The following is a 23,825-nucleotide window of genomic DNA, read 5'->3' as shown; positions in this document are numbered from 1 at the left end:
AAATACCTCCTACTTAAATGGATTATCTATTTCTATAAATTGAGCTTCTGCATCACTAATTCCTGAATATAATCTTGCCTTATTACCTTCTATTATTAAACCACCACTAAATACAACATCTTCTAAGTCTGGTCTTTTAGCTTCTCCTGGTTTAAAATCTTTTCTTATTGCTATAAGCTTTTGTTCTGATACTTTTAAAGTATTAATATCTAATTTAAAAGTCATTGGATAATAATGTCTATTTCCATCATTATCAAAGCATGCTATATGACCTAATATTCCTAATGTTGATGAATCCAATGGCCTTGCTTCATTAGCTCCTCCCCATTCTTCATCTATAAATAATCCATTTAATAATGGATATTTATTAATTACTTCTATAGTTAATTCATTTAAAGAATTTATTATAGTAAATCCAATTTTACCTCTACCACCTTTTTCACCTTGCGGTCTTGTTAAAACTGCTATTTTTCCATCTAATAATTGTGCTAATCTTAAATCCTTCATTCCATCAGGGCCAACAAAAAATCTTTCTAATGATTGTATATTCTTTCCTTTATAGAATATAGTTCTCCATTTTAATGTATCTTCTTTTTCTGGGTCAGGGAATATTTCTACCCCTCCAACTATTAACTCATCATTAATTCTAGTATAAAAAGGATCTTGTAATTCTAACACTGGATATCCTTTAGCAGGACTCCAACCTTCACTTATATTTTCAAAGAAATATACTTTTGAATGTTCACTATCTCTAGCCTCTACTCTACCTGCTATTATAGTTTTATCATCATTTTTAAAAGGAGCAGTTATATTATATACATCATTATCCCCTACATTTACAAACTTAATTTTTTCTACATTGTACACTGATGGTTTTGACTCTAAATATTCCTTTAATAATCCATTACAAGTTTTTATCATATTCTTTTACCCCACCTTCTTATAATTATCTTTTATGTGAATCTCTCTCAACTACTTCAACGCTCATTACAATATTTTCATTTGGATCATTTTTATGTTCTAATCTCCAAAGCAATCTATTTACTGCTTTTCTACCCATATAATCCTTTTGAACCCTTACAGTTGTAACCTTTGGTATTACTAATGAACTTAATACAATATCATCAAAGCCTACAACTGCAATATCATCTGGAATTGAATATCCTAATTCTCTTAAAGCAGTAATTACAATTATTGCTGCATTATCATTTGAGCAAACAAATGCTTCTGGAATATTATCCATTTCAGAAATAATTTTTTGTACTCCTTTTTCATCCTGATTAATTATATATTCCTCTAAATTATGAAGTACAGAATAATTATCTATATATTCTAAAGTTTCATCTTCTGAATTAATACAAACAAACTTCTTTATTGCTTCTTTATAACCAAAATATCTTTCTTTAATACTTAACGAGTATTCTAAATCACCAAAAAATCCTATATTCTTATAACCTTTATCTAAAAGCAGCTTTGTAACTTTAAAGCTACCAAGCTTATTATCTGATAAAATACTATCTGTACTTTCTAATAATGATGTATGGTCTACTAATACAACTGGAAGCTTATAATCTTTAAGTTTAACTAAATATTCATCTTCAATAGCTGCAACTACTATTATTCCACAAACCTTTTTACTTTCTATACAGCTTGGAATACTTTGCTCATTTTCATTAATCATACATGTTATAATATCATATCCCTTTTTTCTAGCCTCTTCATTTATTCCCATTAATATTTTTGAATAAAAAGTACTATCTTCAAAGTGAGATTTTTTTATAAGTGTACATATATTTCGACTTGCATAGGATTGTACAAATCTAGGAGATTTATCTAAATATCCTAATTCTTCTGCCATATCAAGAACTTGCTTTCTTGTTTCTTCGCTAACACCAATTTTATTATTTAATGCAAGGGATACAGCATTAATTGATATATTTAACTTGTTTGCTATTTCTTTCATTGTTACTTTCGCCATACTATATCTCCTAATATTAATTTAGGAAGCAACCAATAAAGACTGCCCCCAAAATATTTTCTATAATTTTAAATTAAACTATTTTATCCATTACTTTAAATATATCTTCTATTTTAATATCTGCTCTGCAAACTTTATCATCTGCTGCACCATAGTAAATTTTAACTATTCCATCTTCAAATAAGCATCCACATGTAAATACTACATTTCCAAAGAATCCTTCTATTTCATAATCTTCTTTTGGTTCTAATATTGCTCTATTTGTTTTAGCTAATATTTTACTTGGATCATCTTTATCTAATAAGAAAGCCCCTAAGCAATATCTATTATCTTTATCTGCTGCATGGTAAATTTTTACCCATCCTTTTTCAGTTAAGAAAGGAACTGCTCCTCCTCCAACTCTTCCATTTTCCCATGAATCATCATTTGACACTCCATAAAAATGCTTTTGTTTTCCCCAGTGAATTAAATCATGTGATTCTGCCATCCACATATCTGGCCCACCAATAGCACTTGGTACTGGTCTATTAAATGTTATATATTTACCATTAATTTTTTCTGGGAATATAGTTACATCCTTATTTTCTGGAGCAAATATAATTCCATGTCTTTCATAGCTTACAAAATCTTTAGTAGATACTAATGAAGTTGCTGCTCCATTTCTTGTAACTGAAGTATAGTTTATATAATAAGTATCATCAATTTGTGTTATTCTTGGGTCTTCTATTCCCCATTCTTCTTCTGAAGCAATTGGCTTTATAAAAGCTTCATCTGCTATTTCAAAGTTCTCTCCATCTTTAGATCTCGCAACTCTTATATGAGATAATGAAGTTAAGTAAGCTATCTTTCTTCCTCCCTTAACATCAGTTATCCATAATGATCTTGAATCTGAATAATCAAACTGTGTATCTACTTTTTTGTTAAAAGATACTATCTCAATAACATCCTCACCATTTTTATTAACTACCACAGGTATCTTAACTTCATTTTCACTTACTACTTTAACCGATTCTGCTACTCTACATAATAAAATATATTCATCATTATATTTACATACTCCACAGTTAAATACACCATCAACCTTAAAGTCTTCTCTACTTGCCTTAACGTCACTTGGCTTTATTAATGGATTTCTTAAACTTCTTTTTACGTCTATATTATTACTCATACTAGTCCTCCTCTTACTTTAACATAAAGTTTATTCCTTCTTTGAAATGCTTAGAGAAGCATAGGAACATAATTACTATTGGAATTGTTAATATAACTGATGCTGCATACATAGGTCCTGGCAAATTCCCCATTGGCTTAAATTGTGTTGATATTAACACGTTAAGTGTTTGCATATCTACCTTTGGTGAAATTAGCATATCCCACATAAGTTCTGACCATCTTGTCATAAATGTTGATAAAAATACTATTGTCGTTACTGATTTTGTTACTGGGAAAGCTATATGACAAAGTATTTTTAGTTCTGAAGCACCATCTATTCTTGCAGCTTCAAAAACAGCATTTGGTAATGATTTAAAATAATTTATATACATAAACACACCCCAAATAGATACTGACAAAGGTAATATCATACCCAAATATGTGTTTGTAAGTGGCTTTGAAATTATATATCTTGGTACCAGTAATATTATTACTGGGAAGAACATTTGAAATAATAATGAGTTCATTATTACTTTTTCTCCTTTAAAGTTCTTCATTTTAGATACTGAATAACCAACTAATAAACCAACTAATACTGAAATTATTGCAGTAGGTAATGATACTATAAATGAGTTTACTAATGATTTAATCCACATGCTAGCATTAGCTGCACCATTTCCGCCTAAAAGATATTCATAACTTTTTAATGTAAATCCATCTGGCATCATAACCTTATCTACTTGATCCCAAGGTGCTAATGATTGTACTATCATATAAAAGTAAGGAAATAATGAAATTCCTAATATTATAATAGTAGCTACTATTACTAAAATAGTTTTTATATTTAACTTATTTTTCATTTTATTAACCTCCAATTTTATATTTGCGTAAGTACTTTTATTGACCGTATTTCTTATTGAATTTTTCCATTATAAATGTAATTATTTTTATTGTTACAAATACATGAACTGCACTAGCTATTGCAATAGCTGCACCATATCCTGATTGGAAGTTTGTAAATGAAGTATTGTAAATTTCTAATTGCCATGTAGTTGTTGCTAAATTTGGCCCTCCACCTGTTAATAAATAAGGTTCTGTAAAGATACCAAATGCAAGTCCTGCTGCTAATACAATAACTGTTGTTAATGTTGGTATAACCATTGGTAATGTTACACTTTTAAATTTTTTAAAACCAGTAGCTCCATCAATTTTACAAGCGTCATGAACATCATCTGGAATAGACTCTAATGCTGATAATATAAATAATGCATAATATCCTGACATTTTCCAAACTACTATTCCAACTATTATAATAAATGCCCATTTTGGATCTCTAAACCAATCAATATTAATTCCTTTGTCTCTCAAAGATACATTTAAAGCTGAATTAAAGCTAAAGAAATATCTTACTACAACTGATATTGCAACACCTGAAGTTAAATAAGGTATAAAAAATAAAACTGCTGTAATTCCCTTTATTTTCTCTGGTAACTTATGAACTAATAATGCAATTATCATCGCTGCAACAAATGTAAAAATAACTATAGGTATTAAATATTTAAATGAGTTTATAAAAGCCGCTTTAACTCTTGGATCACTGAATAAAGCTGTAAAATTATCAAACCCTACAAAATTCTTATTCTTTGACATTAAGTTCCAGTCTGTCATTGACAACCAAAATGCCCACACTAATGGTATTAAAAAGAAAATAACTGAATATGCAATATATGGCAAATTAAATAGCCATCCTAAAAACCCACCTTTATTTTTTAAGTTCTGTATTTTTTCCTTCATCTAGTGTCACTCCTTTATAAATAAAGCAAAGATAAAGTTTATTCATCTTTGCTTTACTTTAATAAACTATTCTAGTCCGCCAGCTTGTTTCATTGCGTCAAATGCTTGGTTAACAAATTGTGTAGCATCATTTGGTTTAATATTAGTTGATGTTAATGTAGTTTCTAAATATGCTGCTAAACTAGTTCCTAATGCTTCTTGTATTGGTGTCATCTTATCATGAGGCATACAAGGAATAGCATATGGTACATATTTTGCTAAGTCTTTTAATTCTGGATTTTCATTTAAGTATTTAGTGAAAGTTTCATTTGTAACTAAGTCACCTCTAACTGGTAACATTGTAGTAGCTTCTAACCATTCTAAATCTGTTTGCGCTGAATTTTCTTCATTATATAACCACTTAATAAACTCTACTGCGCCTTGATGCATTTCATCAGTAATATTACTATCTTTATATAAAACTAAACCTTTTGCATCTGCATAGTTATAAGTAGTATTACCTTGGTTTTTAACTATCATTGGACCATATTTATAATCTTCACCATATTTTTTTCCACCTTCTCTTAAAGATTGAATTTCCCATGGTGCTGCTATTGTACATAATACTGGTGGATTTTCTTCTGACCATACATTTGGAACTTCTGATGTTAATAATGTATCTCCTAATGATCCAAAGAATTCAAATGTTTCTTTTGTTAATTCCTTATCTAAAACTAATTTATTTCCTTCAACCCATGGCTTACCACCACTAAATGATAAATAAATATTTTGGAAATCAGACCATCTGTCCCACCATTGATCTGGTCTTATTAATGAATTTCTATAGAATACGTGACTTACACCAATTGAAGCCATCTTATCTTTATTTTCTCTGAATTTAGTTATTAAGCTTTCAAATTCTGCTTTAGTTTCTGGAGCTTTATCAACACCTAACTCCTTTAGTGCTTTAGTGTTCCATTGTAATACCATTGGGTTAACATACATTGGTATTACATATTGTTTTCCATCTATTTGCCAACCTGGCATTACTGTTTCAAGTGCTCTATTTTCAACTAAGTCTTTAAACCATTCTTCATTTTCTAGTGAGTATACAGCATCTGATGCTGCTAACGTAGTTGCAAATCCTCTATTTATGTTTTCTGATATAGCTGGAGTAGTATCAGTAGCTAATGCATTTTGAATCCCAGCTTCTGATGATGGTGTTTCTGGCATTTGTTGTACTTCTAATTTAACTTTCTTTCCATTTACCTCAGTATTGGTTGCATTAAATGCTTCTGCCTTCTTTGTCCAAAAATCATACTGAACTTTTTGTGGTGCTGTCCAAAAGTTTACTGTAATAGCATCTCCTGAAGATTTTGAACCTGAATTACCACCTGAACAACCTACTAATGATGTAGCCATAATAGTTGTTAATGTTAATGCAGAAATTATTTTAGTGATTTTGCTCATAAAAATTCCTCCCTAAAAATTTAATTATCATAAGTATCATAGATACACTATAAACTTGAATTTAACTTTAATTTTTTAATACAAGTATTTATATTTTAGCATTTTACTACTTGCTTCGACATATTTTTTATTTTGTAAACCTTTCAATTATCATTTTATAGTTGATTTGCTTGAATTTCAACGCGAATTAACTTTAATTTTTATGTTTTTTAAATTAATTTGTAAATTTTTCTGGTATAAATAGAAAAAGAGGATTCAACATCCTCTTTTTACCATATTTATTGTCCAAAATTTTTCTTTTCTATTTTGCTTAATATCATAATGACTAATGCAATTATTGTAAGTGCTAAATATGTTGCACCAAATATTCCAACACCTAATTTTTCATATAAATTTCCTGTTATTAAATTTAAAATACTAGGTAGCATTGTCCCTAATATAGCTCCTAATAACATAAAGGCTGAAAATTGATACCGAGGCTCTACTATTTCTCCAAAAAGTTTATTTTGTATTTGAAAAATAGCTCCAGCTACAAAACCATGTAAAATTGTTATTAATAAAACTACAATATAAGAATTTGTTATAGTCATTATGCTCCATCTAATAGACCATTAAACCTTACTTTAATAGCCTATTAATCTTAAATTCTATTAATCTAGTATCTATATTATATTTTTTGTTATATTTTCTATAAAATTATATTCATTATCCAAACTTACTCTATAAATTCGTTTTTCTCTGAATTTTTTAACTTAACCCTACAATTATATTTATAAATTGAATTCTGCATCAACTTTTTTGAATTTAAATTTATTCTTTATACTTGTAAATATCATTATAAATATAGCTATTAATGTAAGTACTAAATAACATCCTCCGAATATCCAAATCCCCATATTCTCATATAAACTCCCTGTAATTAAGTTTAATATACTAGGTAGTATTGTATTGGAAAAGGAACTTATTATTATAAATGCTAAGAAGTGCTGATTAGATGGAACAGTTTCTCCAATTAACTTATTTTGAATTTGTAGAACTATTCCTGTAACTATTCCATGAAGTATAGTTATTAATAATATAGTTGAATATGATTTAGCAAAAAGCATTATACCCCATCTTAAAATTAGTATTAATAATGATATTACTAATGCTGTATCAACTTTTTTTAAAATCCTTATTTTATCATAAATTAACAAAAATATAACTTCAAAAATAACCATTATAAAAGGAATTAATCCTATAATTTCTTTTGACGCATTTAAATCAATCATCATTATTTGAATTCCATATCCAGATGCTGCATTTTGAGTTCCCCAAATGATTGATATTATTATTAAATACTTAATATATAGTTTATTTTTTAATAAATTTGCTATAGATTTAATAAGATTACCCTTACTTAATTCATTCTCTTTATAATTTTCTATATCATCATTGGGTATGTCTGGAATTTTGTTTATTAGAATAATACTTATAAATATTAAAACCATCCCCACTGACATAGCTAAATATACATCACCTAATTTAATAGCTATAGAACTTACTATTCCAGCTAATCCATATCCTATAGTAGATCTAACTCTTAAATTTCCATATGAACCTTTATTAATCTTTGATATGTTCAATAGGTACTTATCATTTAATGTTCCACCAGGTTGCAGTAAAATTGATCTTAATAAATTTATAATAAAGAATATTCTAAAATTATCTGTAAATATCAATAGCATCATTGTTATGATATTTGATAAATTTACTAACTTACTAAACCATATAATTTTTTTATATTTATCTAATACACTACCCCATATAAAAAATATGGGAAATATTATCAATGGTGTTGTTCCTATAATTAAGCTTATTTCTTTAGCACTAAATCCTTTAGTGGAACTTAAAAATAGAACAAATAAGCTTCCAATTATATTTCCACCTAAAGACGATATAAGAAGATAATTAGAAAACCTTTTAGATACAGTCTCCACTATTCCTTCCCCCCTTTTTTCAAGAATTCTCCTCACGAAATAGCTTACTATCTATGAAGCTTTAATTAAACAAATATTTACTTTAAATAAAACCAATTAAATCTTGCATTCTTTATTCTCTTTTTTGCTCTATAGAGCTAACTTCAATAACTTATATGCTATAAATAATTTATCCACAGATTTTAAAAATATAATCTCTTATAGGGTAAAAAATGGCTGTGTTAGATATCTTCCTCTAACACAGCCTAAACAATAGAAATAAATATTTTCTCTTTTTCTAATATTATTTTTATCCATTCCCATTAAACTATTTATTCTATTAAGAATCCTGCACCTTTAAGTCCAGCATCATCTCCAATTTCTGCTACCCTTATATTTACTGCTTCCTTATTTATAACATTTTCCTTAACTTTATTTATTATTATTGGGATAATTGATTGATTATATAAAACTACAGAACCTCCTAAAACTATAATTTCAGGGTCAACTACTGATATTATATTAGAAATTCCTTTAGATAAATTTTCACATAATTCTTCAATTAGCTTAATTGCTACTTCATTATTATTTTTATATAAATCAAAAACTTCTGGTGTTTCTATGTATCTTCCTAGTTTTTCACTTGCTTTTCTTGAAATATTAGGGCCACTACATTGACCTTCTAATCCTCCTTTAACCAATCCTGAATGACTATATTTATCTTCATTTATTATTAAGTTGCATATTTCTCCTGCAAAACTATTTGCACCATTTACTATTTTATTATTAATTATTAAAGCTCCACCTACACCTGTGGATACAGTAATGTAAAAAACGCTTTCAGCACCTTTTGCAGAACCTATCATTGCTTCTGCAAGACCAGCAACATTTGCATCGTTATTAATTTCAGTTTTTAATAATGTGTTTTTTTCAATATATTCTTTCACATTGAAATTATCCCAGCCTTTCAAATTTGGAGCCTTAAGTATTTTACCACTTTTAATATCTAAAGGACCTGGACTTCCAATTCCTATCCCACTTATACCTTTTTCTTTCCAATTAGCATTAATATGATTTATAATTTTATCTAAATTGTATTCAGGTCCCTTGTTCACTTCATTTTCTATTTTAAGTTTTTCTATAATATTTCTTTCTTCATCCATTAAGGCAGTTCTAATATTAGTTCCACCTATATCTATACCTATTATATATTTCATTTTTATAATCTCCATTCTATTATTTTATATAATTTAAACATTTACATTATAATTAATAACAAGCTTAAGCTTGTTATTAATTATATTATGAGGGATTTATTATATAACTGGATAACTTTTTAAAACTGTAATATTACCTTTTATTGCATATTCTCCTAAAGTAGCTGGAATTAAATAACTATCTCCCATTTTTATTTTTTCTGAGAAATCTTTTCCTTCTATTGTTCCTTCACCGTCTACGCAAGTGTACATATCAAATTTTTCAATATCACTTAAATCCTTATATTCTGAAGTTACAGATATTTTCTCTATTCCAAAGTACTCATTTTTACATAATAAACTTTGACTATATCCTTCATGCTTTATTTCTTCTTTTTCACTAAGATTTTCACATTGAAGGTCAAAGTTTATAACATCTAATGCTTTTTCAACATGTATTTCCCTTGGCCTTCCATAATCATATACTCTATATGTTACATCACTATTTTGTTGAATCTCTGCTATTATAACTCCTTCGCATATAGCATGAACTAATCCACTATTTATTAAAAAGCAATCGCCTTTTTTAACTTCTATCTTATTTAAATAACTTTCTACTTCATTATTTTTTATAGCTTCTTCAAATTGTTCTTTACTACACTCTTTAGTTCCCACTATTAAACAAGCACCTGGTTTAGCATCCATAACATACCAAGCTTCTGTCTTACCATAATCCCCTTCATACTTTGCTGCATATTCATCACCTGGGTGAACTTGTACTGAAAGTTTTTCTTTTGAGTTTATAAGCTTTATAAGTAATGGGAACTTTTCAAGAGTAATCTTTTCTCCAACAAGTGCATGCCCGTATTTCTTTATTAAATCATTAAATCTAGTTCCTTTTAATGAGCCATTTTCTACTACTCCTGTTCCATTTGGATGGCATGCTATATCCCAGCTTTCACCTATTTCTCCCTCTGGCATATTATTTCTAAAGGCTTCGAAATCTCTACCACCCCATATTTTTTCATAATATAAATTTTCAAATCTAATTGGATACATTAAATCACCGCCTTATTTTAATTCTTCTTAAAGATAACATATTCTTATATAATATAAAGTAATCTTTAAAACAATCTTATAGCTGGATTAATTTAAATTCAATAATAACTCACTTTAATTTTGTATATAATCTAACATCTTATAATTTATTATATAGTGATATTTTTTATTTACTATTCTAATTTTTAGAAAATGAACTAGATAATTCTTAAAACGATTTTCCAAATAAAATTGCTAAAGGCTTTCTATATTAACATTTTCAAAATTTTAGACTTTTATAATTTCCTAAAAAAATTTCCCTAGGAAACAACTGTTTTGAACCTAGGGAAATTTTTTTATAATAACTTATTTAATACATAATCTACTTCTATATTTGTAACTACTAATAATCCCGCTTCATCTATATCAAATAAATCATTATGATGTGCTACAGCAGTATTTGAATTACATGAATTTTTAGTTCCCACTTGTATATAGGTACCTGGTACTTCTATTAAGAATTCTGCGAAATCATCTGCTCCTAGTTTCTTTGGATAGTTGGTTATTACATTTTCTTCTCCCACAATATTTTTTGCAATAAGAGCAACTTCCTTACTAACTCTTTCATCATTTATTAAAGGTGATGCATAATCTCTAAACTCAACTATAGCCTCTGCCCCATAGCTTTCTGCTATATTTTTCGCTATTTTTTCTACTGACTTATTTGTCTTTTCTCTTGATTCAAAAGTAAAAGCTCTCGTTGTTCCTTCTAATGTGACTTCTCCTGCTACTGTATTGTAAGTAGTTCCCCCTTTGATTAATCCAACTCCTACAACTACTGTATCAATAGGATCTGTTTGCCTACTTACTATTGATTGTAGATTTACTACTATTTGGCTAGCAATATATAAAGCATCTGTTGATAAATGAGGTGCAGATACATGACCACCTTTGCCTTTAATAGTTATCTTAAAATAATCACAAGATGCACAGCTAGGCCCACTAGTTACTGATACCTTACCTAAGTCTATTCCTGAAGCTACGTGAGCTCCTATTATTTCTTCTACTCCATCTAAGCATCCTTCTTTAAGAAATATTTTAGCTCCTTGTCCAATTTCTTCTGCTTGTTGGAAGAATAATCTTACCTCTCCTACCAGCTCCTCTTCCTTTTCTTTTAATATTTTTGCAGTTCCAAGAAGACTAGCCGTATGTCCATCATGACCACAAGCATGGTTATATCCATCATTTTCAGATTTATAGTCTTCCTTCTTTAAATCTGGAACCTTAAGAGCATCTATATCTGCTCTTACAGCTAAAATTCTATTTGATGCTTTTTTACCTTTTATTATTCCTAAAACCCCAGTTTCCCCAATTCTTTTATGTGGAATATTTAGTTTGTCTAGCTCTTCTTCTATCTTCTTTGCTGTATTATATTCTTTTAAACTTTCTTCTGGATACTTATGAAAATATCTCCTTAATCCAGTAATATAGTCCTTTTCCTTTATTACATAATCTTTTATATTCATAAAAATGGCCCCTTATATTAATCACTCACAGTATTTTACTTATTTATATTCATATTGTTATAAATAGTTTTATTCTTTAATTTCTATTTCCAAGTTGGTATATAAGCCCCTTTATATACTGCCTCTATAACCTTAGCTACTTCATCTGATCTAAATGCTTCAACAACTTTTTTATAAACTTCATTATCTTTATCTTCAGTTCTTGCAACAATTACGTTTATATAAGGATTATCACTACCTTCTTTAACTTGTTCTAAGTAAATAGAATCTTCTTTTGGATTAAGTCCTGCATCAACTGCATGTCCACCATTTATTAAAGCTGCAGCTACATCTTCTAATAATCTTGGAGTTTGAGCTGCTTCAACTTCTACAAATTTTATATTTTTAGGATTTTCAACTATATTATCTAAAGTTGGAGTGTATCCTGCTGCCTCATCTACCTTAATAACTCCTGCTGATTCTAAAACCTTTAAAGCTCTTCCTCCATTAGTTGCATCACTTGGTATAGCAATAGAATCCCCATTTTTTAGCTCATCAACAGATTTTATTTTATTTGAATATACACCAAGAGGAGCTATTAAAGTTTCTCCTATAACTGATAAATCAAATCCTCTATCTGCAATATCTTTATTTAAGTATGCATAATGTTGGAATGAGTTTAAATTTATTTCTTCATCTGCTAAAGCCTGGTTTGGTTGACTATAATCTGAGAAAGGAACAAGTTCTACAGTTATCCCTTCTTTTGCAAGATTTTTTATTACAGGTTCCCATTGATCACTGCTTTCACCAACTACTCCTACCTTAACCACTTTATTTTCTGCTTTAGATTTTCCTCCTTGGCATCCTGCTAATGAGAAAAGTAATGCCCCTGATAATATTATACTTAGTAAATTTTTAGCTTTCATATTTTACGTCCCCTTTTTATTTATTATTTATTTTTGCTTATTGCTTTAATTTTAATGTGTTGTTTTTTTAATTACTCTATCCCCTAGCCCTTGAATTATATTTACTACAATAAGTAATATTATTACTGTTACAAAGGTTATATCTATTTGATTTCTTTGATATCCATATCTAATTGCTAGATCCCCAAGACCTCCGCCACCTACTGATCCTGCCATAGCTGTTAATCCAACTAAGCTTACAAAAGTTATTGTTGTTGCTCTAATAATATTTGGTACACTTTCTTTTAGATACACTCTAAATATTATTTCTAAAGGTGATGACCCCATTGCCTCAGCTGCCTCTATCACCCCCTTATCTATTTCTGATAAAGCACTTTCTATTTGCCTTGAAAAGAAGGGTATAGTTCCTAAAACTAGTGGTACAAAAGAACCCTTTGTTCCAATTGCTGTCCCTACTATGGCCCTGGTTAATGGTATTGCTGCTGCTAATAAAATAATAAATGGTATTGATCTTGTTATATTTATTATCTTATCTAAAACATAATAAACTGGTTTATTTTCTAGTATGCTTCCCCTCTTAGTTACCACTAATATTACTCCTAATATAAGACCTATAACAAATGATATAGCTCCTGATACTAAAAGCATAATCAAGGTTTGTCCAGTTGCTTCATAAATTTCTGGTATTTTTTTTACTGCATTAGGCAATAATTTTTGTATTAAGTCTGCCATCTTTAATCACCTCAACTTCCACATTTTTTTCTTTAAGATAGTTTATAACATTATGAATCTGTTCTTCTTGACCTTTAATTATTACAATAAGTCCACCAAGTGGAGATTCTTGAATTATCTCTACATTTCCAAAGATTATATTTGCATCTACATTAAATTCTCTAGATATTATTGAAATTATTGGTTCAGTTGTACTATTTTCTAAGTATTTGAGTTTTAGTATCTTTTCATTTTCCTTAATTTCTACAACTGAAGATTTATCTTCTATTAAGTCATATATATTACTTAATAGAGAAGTACTATCTATAAAATTCTTTGTAATCTTTTCTTTAGGCTCTGAGAACACCTTAAATATATTTCCTTCTTCTACAACTCTTCCATTTTCCATAACAGCAGCTCTTGTGCATATTTCTTTAACTACTTGCATTTCATGAGTTATTATTACTATGGTTATTCCAAATTTTCTATTTACCTCTTTTAAAAGTTTTAGTATGGATTTTGTAGTTTGTGGATCTAAGGCACTGGTTGCTTCATCACAAAGTAATACTTTTGGATCATTGGCTAAAGCCCTTGCAATGCCTACCCTTTGTTTTTGTCCTCCACTTAATTGAGATGGATAAGAATTTGCCTTATCTTCTAATTCAACAAGTTTTAGTAGTGATATAACTTTATCTTTTATTTCATCTTTTGAATATTTACTTCCCTTCAAAGGATAGGCTATATTTTCAAAAACTGTTCTAGACTTCATAAGATTAAAATGCTGAAATATCATTCCTATCTTTTCTCTTTCTTCTCTAAGTTCTTTATTTGATAATGTATTAAGGTCTTTTCCATCTATAAGTACTTGCCCCTTAGTAGGTCTCTCTAAAAAGTTTATGCATCTAACTAGAGTTGATTTTCCAGCTCCACTAAAGCCTATAATTCCATAAATTTCACCTTTGTTAATGTTTAGTGTTACATCCTTTACTGCTTCTACTTTTCCACCTTCTGTATCATAAGTCTTGTACAAATTTTTTAATTCAATCATGTTCCCCCTCCTTCTACCCTAAAAAAGGTAATAAAAAAACTGCTTTCCTAAAAAATAAGAAAGCAGTGTAATACACTTCTATATTTCATTCTTATCTTTCAGACGCAGTAAACATCTGCAGGATTTAGCACCTTAAATCATAACTAATTTAAGTTCGTAATTCAGGTTGCCAGACTTCACAGGGCCAGTCCCTCCGTCTTTCTTGATAAAAATCTATTCATTTTTTTGTTTTTCATTTCTTGTTCCTCATTATATATGTATATATTTCCACTGTCAATAGTATTTTTACTTTTTTATAAAAAAGTGGACATATGTAAGAAATCCATTATATTTTGCTAAGTCATTTTAATTTAAAATAAAAAACTAAAATTAAACCTCTAAATAATTAATTACTTAGAGGTTTTTTATTTAACTATATAACTGGATAGCTCTTTAAAACTGTAACATTACCTTTTATTGAATATTCTCCTAAAGTAGCTGGGATTAAATAACTATCTCCAGTCTTTATTTTTTCTGTGAAGTCTTTTCCTTCTATTATTCCTTCTCCATCTACGCAAGTTAACATATCAAACTTTTCTATATCACTTGCATCATTGTATTGTGAATCTATAGTTATTTTTTCTATTCCAAAGTATTCATTTTTACATAGTAAGCTTTGCTTATAGCCTTCATGCTTTATTTCTTCTTTTTCACTAAGGTTTTCACATTGAAGATCAAAGTTTATAACATCTAATGCTTTTTCAACATGAATTTCTCTTGGTCTTCCATAGTCATATACTCTGTATGTTACATCACTATTTTGTTGAATCTCTGCTATTATAACACCTTCGCATATAGCATGAACTAATCCACTATTAATTAAAAAGCAATCACCTTTTTTAACTTCTATTTTATTTAAATAACTTTCCACATTATTATTTTTTATAGCTTCTTCAAATTGTTCTTTACTACAATCTTTAGTTCCCACTATTAAACAAGCACCTGGTTTAGCATCCATAACATACCAAGCTTCTGTTTTACCATAATCCCCTTCATACTTTGCAGCATATTCATCTCCTGGATGTACTTGTACTGAAAGTTTTTCTTTTGAATTAATAAGCTTTATAAGTAATGGAAATTTTTCTAAAGTAACCTTCGCTCCTACAAGTGTATGTCCATACTTTTTAATTAAATCATCGAAGCTAGTTCCTTTTAATGAACCATTTTCTACAATTCCAGTCCCATTTGGATGACATGCTATATCCCATGTTTCACCTATTTCACCTTCTGGCATATTATCTCTAAAGGATTCAAAATCTCTTCCACCCCATATTTTTTCATAATATAAATTCTCAAATCTAATTGGATACATAATCTTTCTCCTTCCTTAACAACACTTCTTAAGTAAAATATATATTTCAATATATAGATTATTAAATTAATTGATTTTTTTAAATAAAAATTAATTAATATTCTTCAATTATTCTATTTTATTTATAATATTTATTTTCTATAATATTTATAATAAATAATTTTCTATACATTCTCCTACGGAGTTAACTAAATATTTAACATGTTTCTTTAGTTCTTCTTCTACATGGTTAAATGTAAATGAATTTTTAGTTATCTTAAACATAGTTACGTCATTCCATGAATCTCCTATGGTATATAGATCTTCATTTTCTATTAATTCTTGTTCTGCTAAATATTTTACTCCACTTCCCTTTGAACATCCCACTGGAACTACATCTATATAAATATCATTTCTATATGCTACTACTGTATCACCATATTTTTCATTTATTTCATCTTTTATTTTTTCTATTTCATCCTTCTCTTTATTTGGATTATATATAGAAATTAAGCTTAGCTCCTCTTCTATTTCACATATTGAATTTACTCTTTTTTTATTTGGATATGGTAAATTATCTCCATCTGTTAATAAATATGTGTCAAATCCAGATTCTACTGAAATATATACATCATCTTCACTTATTCCATTTATTATACTTTCTATTATTTTTTTATTAATTACTTCTTGCTTTATTTTTCTTCCTAATGAATCTACTATTAATGCTCCATTTAGTAATACATAATAATTTGCAAATATCTTATAGTCATCCTTTAGCATTTCTACTCCATTGTATGGTCTTCCCGTTGAAACTACTAATAAATTCTTTTCTCTTTGAAGTCTAAGTATAAACTCTTTATCCTCAATGGTAACCTCATTATCATTTATTAATGTTCCGTCAAGATCTGTTGCTAATAATTTACTCATTTATTCCTCCATTATTATATCGATATTTTTTTAATATTTTATCACTATAATTTTATCATATAATTGAATAAATTTTCACAAATAAATTTATAGACTTAAAAGATGAAACTTTTAAGTCTATTTTATTGCTTATATTCTTTTTACATTTCAGTTCTTTGTAATAATAACTCTTCTATTACTTTTTTATCATTAGCTTTTTCTATTTCTGCTTTAAAATCATCATCCATTAAGCTTACTGCTAATATTTGAAGAATTTTTAAATGCTCATTTCCTTCACCATCTGGTACTGCTATTAAAAACACCATATTTACTGGTTCATCATCTAAGCTTTCCCATTCTATTCCTTTTTCACTTTTACCAACTATAACCGTTGGTATGTTTACCCATGGTGATTTTGCATGAGGTATCGCAACTCCATCACCTATACCTGTTGTTGATATAGCTTCTCTTCTTTTTACATCTTCAACATACTTATCAACATCTATTAATCTATCTTTTGCTAGTTGTGCTAGATGATTTATTGTTTCAAATTTTTCGTTAGTTTCTAAGTTTAAATCCATGTATTTTACATCAAATATTTTGCTATTCATTGCTATTACCTCTCTTTGAATTTTGAATTTAATATCAAGGAAATTAAAACTGTTAACTCCCTTGATATTATTTATGTTTTTACTATTTATTTTATTATAATATATTTCTTATTAATTTACTTAGCTGCTTTTCTATCTCTTAAAGATTTTAAATAGTTAACCATAAGTGCTGTTACTAATGAGCCTATCGCTATTGCAGCAAGGAACATAACTACTCCATCAACAGCTCCCATTAAAGCAACTATTGGACCTCCATGAGGTACTCTATCAGCTACTTTTGCAAACATTGCTATGTTAGCTCCAACTATTGAACCAACTATTAATGATGGAATAACTCTTAGTGGGTCAACTGATGCAAATGGTATTGCACCTTCTGTTATTCCACAAAGTCCCATTGTAAATGCAGCTTTACCTGCATCAAGCTCATCTTGACTGTAATGTTTCTTTCCTAAGAATGTTGCTAATCCCATTCCTATTGGAGGAATAGCTATTGCTGCTGCTATAGGTCCCATTATTTCTGGTCTACCTTCTGTAATCATTGCAACACCAAATAAGAATGCAACTTTATTTACTGGACCACCCATATCAAATGCAACCATTGCACCTAATACTGTAGCTAAAACTACTGAACTTGCTCCTGATAATCCTGCTAAGAAGTTAGTTAATCCTTCAAATATTGAAGTTATTGGTCCACCTAATACTAATATAAATGCCAATCCTGTAACTAATGTTGTTATTATTGGAATTATGATTATTGGCATTATTGGTTTAATCATATTTGGTACTTTTATTGATTTTAATCCTTTTGCTACATAACCTGCTAAGAAACCAGTTACTATACCACCTAAGAAACCAGCATTTGCTTCAGATCCATAGAATGAACCATTTGCTGCTATATATCCACCGATTAACCCTGGAACTAAACCTGGTCTATCTGCAATTGAATAAGCTATAAATCCTGATAAAACTGGAACCATAAATGTAAATCCTGCTCCACCTATCATTTCTATCTTTTTCCAAAATGAATCTGCTGGTATTGCTAATCCGTTTGCTGTTGGCTCTCCACCGAAAGCTAAAGCTATTGCTATTAAAAGACCTGCAACTACAACTACTGGAATCATGTAAGAAACTCCACCCATTAAGTGCTTATAGAAAGTAGGTTGCTTTGATTTCATTTCTTTCTTAGCTTCATCAACTGATTTTATTTTTGAAGACTTTTTCTTTTCAACTTTTCCATCTAAAAACATTTGAATTAAAACATCTGGCTCCTTTATAGCCTTAGCTATAGGACATTCATAAATTGCCATTCCTTCAAATCTGTCTAAGTTTACAGCTTTGTCTGCTGCTATTATAACACCATCTGCTCCTCTTATATCTTCGTCTGTTATAATATTTTCAGCTCCTGTTGACCCTTGAGTTTCTACCTTTATTTCTACTCCCATTTTCTTTGCCATCTTATTTAGCTTTTCTGCTGCTATATAAGTATGAGCAATTCCTACTGGACATGATGTAACTGCTAATAGTTTCATTTTTTATTTCCTCCTAAAACTCACTTTGAATTTTGTTTGTCATTTGATGATTTAATTATATTGCCTATGAAAACATATTCACAGTTAGATAATTGCACTTAGTAGAGGAAATTTTTTAATTAAATACTTTTATAAATTCATTAAAGCTGTTAACTTTTATTAACTCTAGTATTAAATCACTATCTATAATCTTCTTGTATATTTGCTCTAAAATTGACTTTAATAATTGTTGATCTTTTTGAGCTATACCTACCATAAATACAATTTGAACCTTTTCCTTTTCCCATGTAATTGATTTTTTTAAAATAGCTACTGATATAAATGACTTTTCTATTCCTTCTTGCATAGTATGAGGAATAGCTACTAAATCACCAATTTCAGTGCTAGCTAATTCTTCTCTTTTAAATATCTCATCTTTCACATTTTCTTTTATGTAACTTAAATCTATTAAATGGTTTGTCATCATCTCAAGTACATCATACTTATTTGCTGCATCTACCGACTTTATAAATAATTCCTCTTTAAATATATCTAATATATTTTTACCATCTAGATTTGTATTGTATATACTTTCTTCTATTAATTTCACTTCATTTTTATCTAATAAATTTTTAACATATATTACTTTCTTTGACTCTATACCTAAAGGTATTGTTGTAATTATTAGATCTACGTTTTCAAATAAGTTTTCATTGAATTCATACCAAGGAATAGTATCTACAATATCTAATTTATCTTTAAATCTATCCCCAAGCTTTACTTTTAGTAAAAGAGAAGTTCCAACTCCCGTAGTACATACAAGAATTACTCTCTTTACTTTTCCCTTTTTTCCCTTCATCCTCTCTAGGGATGCTGCAAAGTGTAAAGTCAAAAATCCAATATCATCTTCACTTAAGCTTATTCCTATACTTTTGCTAATTATTTTATTAGCTAAAACGCCTAATTCAAAAGCAAATGGATAATTATTTTTTATTGTTGAAAGCATATTATTTTCAATTTTAATTTCATATTTTGCTCTATTTATAGATGCACTTAAATGACTTCCCAAGAAACTTCTTAAAATATCGTCTTTACTTAAATCAATATAATAAACCTGATAAATTTCTTTTAATATTTCATTTATTAAATTATAATTTGCTTCTTCATTTGTTAACTTGTATTTTTCTACTTCTGTAATTATTAAATTACTTGAAATTATATATTGAGTTATATAATAAACACCACATACCTCTAATTTTATTTTTAATTTTTCTTCTAAATCACTACATATATTTTCTGCTATTTCTATTTTACTTTCTTTATTTAATGAACTGATTATTTCTTCTGTGTAATTTATGTGTTTTCCCATTAAGCTTCTAATAATCATTATATAAGTAAGATTTAATAAATTACTAAAGGCTATATCAGTTAACCTAAGCTTATACTTTAAAAGATTTTCTTTTAATATATTTTCTATAATTAATAATGTATCATTACCTACTTTTTCTTGGAAAATCTTTTTAAATTCATCAAAGAAAAATTTATTATAAGCTTTTAAATATATTGATATACATTTTCTTATATCGTCCTCTTTTCCACTTATTATTATTCCTTTATTTTTATTTTTAACAATATCAAGCTTAATTTCACTTAGTATAGTTTTGCTTAATTTAATATCGTTTTTTAAAGAAGATAAACTAATAAAAAGTTCATCAGCTAAATCTATTTGTGTAACACCATCTAAGCCTTTAATATCATTTAAAAGAAGCTTCATAACTATATATTCTGCTCTTTCTTTTATAGTTAAATTTATATAACCACCTTTTTCATCTACTTTTAAAAAATCTAAAAACTGTTTAAAATCATCTTTATCAGTTATTTCTATACTATAACCTTTACCTTTTTCGGATAAAATAAAAGCTCCGTGCTTTTTTAATACATCATTCAGCTCTTTTATATCGCTTCTTATTGTTCTCGATGAAACCCCTATTGTAGTACATAAATCTTCACCTTTAACAATTTTATTTTTGCTTATTAAGATATTAATAATTTGTTTTTGTCTTTCGCTACTTATCATAAAAAATCACCTTTTAAAATTATATACTTAGTGAAAACATATTCATATATATATAATTGCCTCATACAGAGGAAATTTCATATCTAAATTTTAAAATTTTATATATTTTTATCTGTTTTAGTTTACCCTAAATTTTATAAAATCTTTATGCATTTTTAGAAGATAATACTAGGAATTAAATAAGCTATAATTCAAATAATATAATTATAAGGAGGGATTATTTATGCCAACTAAACTAAACAATAAAAAAATTTATACACCTCATGAAAGAACAGGATATGCTCCAGAAAAACATGCTTTGATTAGCCATGGGAAAATTGAAGCACCATCAAGTCCATTACCTAGTCCAGTGGAAGATGCCATAGTTGCAAATAATATATCTAATGCGGAGTTCGATTATACAGAACAATCTAATATAGATATAGAATTAGATAAATAAATTTTAAGGAGAGATGTAGTATGTCTAACAAGAAAAAAAGCAGAACAGACGGAGTAATTCCAATGAAAAATAAAACTGTTGCAACACCTGTGAATCATAGCAATGTAGCCTCTTCATCTTATGAATATACAAGGAAACAAGAAGTAAATAAAACATCAAAAACAAATCAATTATATTAATTATTTGTACATTATTATATTAATTATTTGTACATTATTATAATATTTATATGGACAACTACTAAATTATTGGATTAATTTTCCGATAATTTAAGTAATTGTCTTTTTTGTTATTTTACTAAATAAATTTATTGTATAAATAGGAGAGAATTAAATGAGTACAGAAACTAAATTCCAACTAATTAAAAAAGAAAAAATTCCAAAAGAAAAAGTTAAAAAGGCTAATAAAAAATTACATAAAATATCTCATAAACTTATACAGTCATATGGATTAATTATAGCTTTGTTATTATTTATATGGGGACTTGGGCTCTATAATATGAATAAAGTTAATAAGGCCTCCGAAAACCTTTACTCCGATAATACTTTAGGAGTAATTTATATTAATGAATTAAGTGAAAATACTACTTATAATTATCTAAGTAGCAAATTACTACTTTCAACAACTGATGAATCAGAAAGAAAAACTTTAACTGAAAATATAGCTTATAATATTAAAAGAAACTCACAAATTGCAGAACTCTACGAAAGTTCAATTGTAAAAGAAGAAGATAAACAACGTTTTGATGAAATAGTAAAATCTTTAGATACTATTGATGATTTATCAAATAAAATAATTACATTAGTAAATGAAAATAAAATTAATGAAGCCAAAAACTTTGTATATGATTTAGATAAAACATGTGGATATTTTACAATTAAACTAGATAGATTGGTAGAATTAAATAATACATGGGCAGAAGAATCTCTAAAATCAAATAAAGATATTTATAATAGCTCATTAAGAATTACATCCATAGTTCTAATTTTATCAATAATTCTTGCTCTAGCATCTGCAATTCATATTATACTTAGAATTAGTAAGTCACTAAAGAGGATAATGTCCTTATCTAATAGACTAGCTACATATGACTTATCTGAATCTATAGTGGACAAATATAATGATGAGTTTGGAGTTATAGGTAATTCCCTTAATACAGCTCAAGAAAATTTAAAAGGAATAATTCATACTGTTATAGATAGCACTAACAAGGTTAACTTTGCTACCGAAGATTTATCTATGGCTATTGAGGAAGTTACATGTCAATTTGATCAAATAAGTGATTCTTCAAGTGAAATTAACTCTATAGTTCAAGAAACTAGTGCTATAACAGAAGAGTTATCTGCTTCTATTTTAGAAGTAAGTTCAAGCATAGATGTCCTTTCTGAAAAAGCTACTGATGGAAATATGAATTCAGAAAAGATACAAAAAAGAGCTACTAATATTAAGGAGAATACTGAATATGTAATTGAAAATACAAACAATTTATATAAAGATGTTGAAAGTGACATAAAATCTTCAATTGAAAAAGGTAAAATTGTAAATGAAATAGTTTATATGGCAAATTCTATTGAAGAAATTGCTGAACAAACTAATCTTCTCGCTTTAAATGCTGCAATAGAAGCTGCTCGTGCTGGAGAGCAAGGCAAAGGATTCGCAGTAGTGGCTGAAGAGGTAAGAAACCTTGCTGAGCAATCCAGAGCCTCAGTTCAAAATGTTAAAGATACTGTTAAACAGGTACAAATAGCTTTTAATAGTATAACTGATAGTAGTAATACTTTACTGGAATTTATGAACAATGAAATAATGAAAGAATTTAAAAACTTTATTGAAATAGGCAGTAAATATGAAAGTGATGGAGTATTTGTTAGAAAAATGAGTGAAGATATTGCATCTATGTCTGAAGAAGTATCTGCAACAATGTCTCAATTAAGTGATGCTGTTCAATCAGTTGCTTCAATGACTCAAGGCTCATCATCAAATGTTAATGCTGTTAAAGATAGCATTAACGAAACTATAGGTGCCATAACTAAAATTGCTGAAACAGCTCAAAGTCAAGCTGAGCTAGCACAAGAACTTTCAGAAACTCTAACAAAATTTAAATTCTAAAATCAATATAGAACCTTAAATATTATAATATTATACTTAATATTCTATTAATCGGAAATTAATAAGATTTTATATAATTATGATTTTTTTATT

General features: G+C 28.0%; 22 protein-coding genes and 1 riboswitch. Of the genes, 3 read left to right on the top strand and 19 right to left on the bottom strand.

All coding sequences use genetic code 11. The features are described 5' to 3' along the window. Positions 1-9 precede the first annotated feature (9 nt). The 19 genes from ACZJV1_RS02830 to ACZJV1_RS02740 form a co-directional block, all read right to left on the bottom strand. Complete coding sequence (locus tag ACZJV1_RS02830) at positions 10-921, bottom strand: DUF1861 family protein (RefSeq protein ID WP_463651342.1); 912 nt, start codon at positions 919-921, stop codon at positions 10-12. A 25-nt stretch (positions 922-946) separates the two neighbouring features. After that, positions 947-1,978, bottom strand: coding sequence for a LacI family DNA-binding transcriptional regulator (locus ACZJV1_RS02825; RefSeq protein WP_460286067.1), 1,032 nt, complete (start codon positions 1,976-1,978; stop codon positions 947-949). A gap of 73 nt (positions 1,979-2,051) precedes the next feature. Beyond that, positions 2,052-3,146 carry a glycoside hydrolase family 130 protein gene (locus ACZJV1_RS02820; RefSeq protein ID WP_411169759.1) on the bottom strand — a complete coding sequence of 365 codons (1,095 nt, stop codon included), beginning with the start codon at positions 3,144-3,146 and terminating at the stop codon, positions 2,052-2,054. Between the two features lie 13 nt (positions 3,147-3,159). Continuing rightward, positions 3,160-3,987 (bottom strand): carbohydrate ABC transporter permease, encoded by an 828-nt coding sequence (locus tag ACZJV1_RS02815; RefSeq protein WP_411169758.1) that lies wholly within the window; start codon positions 3,985-3,987, stop codon positions 3,160-3,162. A gap of 37 nt (positions 3,988-4,024) precedes the next feature. Continuing rightward, a complete protein-coding gene (locus tag ACZJV1_RS02810; RefSeq protein WP_411169757.1) occupies positions 4,025-4,921 on the bottom strand; it encodes a carbohydrate ABC transporter permease in 897 nt (298 codons plus the stop codon). A 66-nt stretch (positions 4,922-4,987) separates the two neighbouring features. Then, entirely contained in the window at positions 4,988-6,370 is a 1,383-nt protein-coding gene (locus tag ACZJV1_RS02805; protein ID WP_411169756.1) for an ABC transporter substrate-binding protein, read from the bottom strand. 278 nt (positions 6,371-6,648) lie between these two features. After that, a complete protein-coding gene (locus ACZJV1_RS02800) occupies positions 6,649-6,960 on the bottom strand; it encodes a hypothetical protein (RefSeq protein ID WP_411169755.1) in 312 nt (103 codons plus the stop codon). Between the two features lie 180 nt (positions 6,961-7,140). Next, positions 7,141-8,349 (bottom strand): MFS transporter, encoded by a 1,209-nt coding sequence (locus ACZJV1_RS02795; RefSeq protein WP_411169754.1) that lies wholly within the window; start codon positions 8,347-8,349, stop codon positions 7,141-7,143. Positions 8,350-8,660: 311 nt separating this feature from the next. Then, the gene (locus tag ACZJV1_RS02790; RefSeq protein WP_463651341.1) at positions 8,661-9,545 is read right to left on the bottom strand and encodes an ROK family protein; all 885 of its coding nucleotides are present in this window, start codon (positions 9,543-9,545) and stop codon (positions 8,661-8,663) included. Positions 9,546-9,644: 99 nt separating this feature from the next. Continuing rightward, positions 9,645-10,583, bottom strand: coding sequence for a type I phosphomannose isomerase catalytic subunit (locus ACZJV1_RS02785; protein WP_463651340.1), 939 nt, complete (start codon positions 10,581-10,583; stop codon positions 9,645-9,647). 335 nt (positions 10,584-10,918) lie between these two features. Next, complete coding sequence (locus tag ACZJV1_RS02780; protein ID WP_463651339.1) at positions 10,919-12,088, bottom strand: M20 metallopeptidase family protein; 1,170 nt, start codon at positions 12,086-12,088, stop codon at positions 10,919-10,921. A gap of 83 nt (positions 12,089-12,171) precedes the next feature. After that, positions 12,172-12,993: a MetQ/NlpA family ABC transporter substrate-binding protein gene (locus ACZJV1_RS02775; RefSeq protein ID WP_463651338.1), complete on the bottom strand. Its 822-nt coding sequence runs from the start codon at positions 12,991-12,993 to the stop codon at positions 12,172-12,174. 51 nt (positions 12,994-13,044) lie between these two features. Then, entirely contained in the window at positions 13,045-13,725 is a 681-nt protein-coding gene (locus ACZJV1_RS02770; protein WP_463651337.1) for a methionine ABC transporter permease, read from the bottom strand. Continuing rightward, the gene (locus ACZJV1_RS02765) at positions 13,694-14,752 is read right to left on the bottom strand and encodes a methionine ABC transporter ATP-binding protein (RefSeq protein ID WP_463651336.1); all 1,059 of its coding nucleotides are present in this window, start codon (positions 14,750-14,752) and stop codon (positions 13,694-13,696) included. The genes ACZJV1_RS02770 and ACZJV1_RS02765 overlap by 32 nt, the downstream gene beginning before the upstream one ends. A gap of 88 nt (positions 14,753-14,840) precedes the next feature. Then, positions 14,841-14,964: riboswitch (SAM riboswitch) on the bottom strand. A gap of 200 nt (positions 14,965-15,164) precedes the next feature. Continuing rightward, entirely contained in the window at positions 15,165-16,103 is a 939-nt protein-coding gene (locus ACZJV1_RS02760; RefSeq protein ID WP_411169747.1) for a type I phosphomannose isomerase catalytic subunit, read from the bottom strand. A gap of 147 nt (positions 16,104-16,250) precedes the next feature. Beyond that, positions 16,251-17,009: an HAD-IIB family hydrolase gene (locus ACZJV1_RS02755; protein WP_460286060.1), complete on the bottom strand. Its 759-nt coding sequence runs from the start codon at positions 17,007-17,009 to the stop codon at positions 16,251-16,253. Between the two features lie 140 nt (positions 17,010-17,149). Continuing rightward, positions 17,150-17,599 (bottom strand): PTS sugar transporter subunit IIA, encoded by a 450-nt coding sequence (locus tag ACZJV1_RS02750; protein WP_460286059.1) that lies wholly within the window; start codon positions 17,597-17,599, stop codon positions 17,150-17,152. 116 nt (positions 17,600-17,715) lie between these two features. Beyond that, entirely contained in the window at positions 17,716-19,128 is a 1,413-nt protein-coding gene (locus ACZJV1_RS02745) for a PTS fructose transporter subunit IIC (RefSeq protein WP_460286058.1), read from the bottom strand. Positions 19,129-19,243: 115 nt separating this feature from the next. Next, positions 19,244-21,184 (bottom strand): BglG family transcription antiterminator, encoded by a 1,941-nt coding sequence (locus ACZJV1_RS02740; RefSeq protein ID WP_411169743.1) that lies wholly within the window; start codon positions 21,182-21,184, stop codon positions 19,244-19,246. A 223-nt stretch (positions 21,185-21,407) separates the two neighbouring features. On the opposite strand from ACZJV1_RS02740, the gene ACZJV1_RS02735 reads away from it, so the two are divergent. From ACZJV1_RS02735 to ACZJV1_RS02725, 3 genes are all read left to right on the top strand, one after another. After that, positions 21,408-21,623 (top strand): hypothetical protein, encoded by a 216-nt coding sequence (locus tag ACZJV1_RS02735; protein WP_411169742.1) that lies wholly within the window; start codon positions 21,408-21,410, stop codon positions 21,621-21,623. Between the two features lie 20 nt (positions 21,624-21,643). Then, positions 21,644-21,802 carry a hypothetical protein gene (locus tag ACZJV1_RS02730; protein WP_411169741.1) on the top strand — a complete coding sequence of 53 codons (159 nt, stop codon included), beginning with the start codon at positions 21,644-21,646 and terminating at the stop codon, positions 21,800-21,802. Between the two features lie 154 nt (positions 21,803-21,956). After that, positions 21,957-23,732: a methyl-accepting chemotaxis protein gene (locus tag ACZJV1_RS02725; RefSeq protein WP_460286057.1), complete on the top strand. Its 1,776-nt coding sequence runs from the start codon at positions 21,957-21,959 to the stop codon at positions 23,730-23,732. Positions 23,733-23,825 lie beyond the last annotated feature (93 nt).

The organism is Clostridium sp. LS3 (assembly GCF_055330225.1).
Note: the sequence above shows the minus strand (reverse complement) of the source record. Positions and strands in the feature narration are given on the sequence as shown.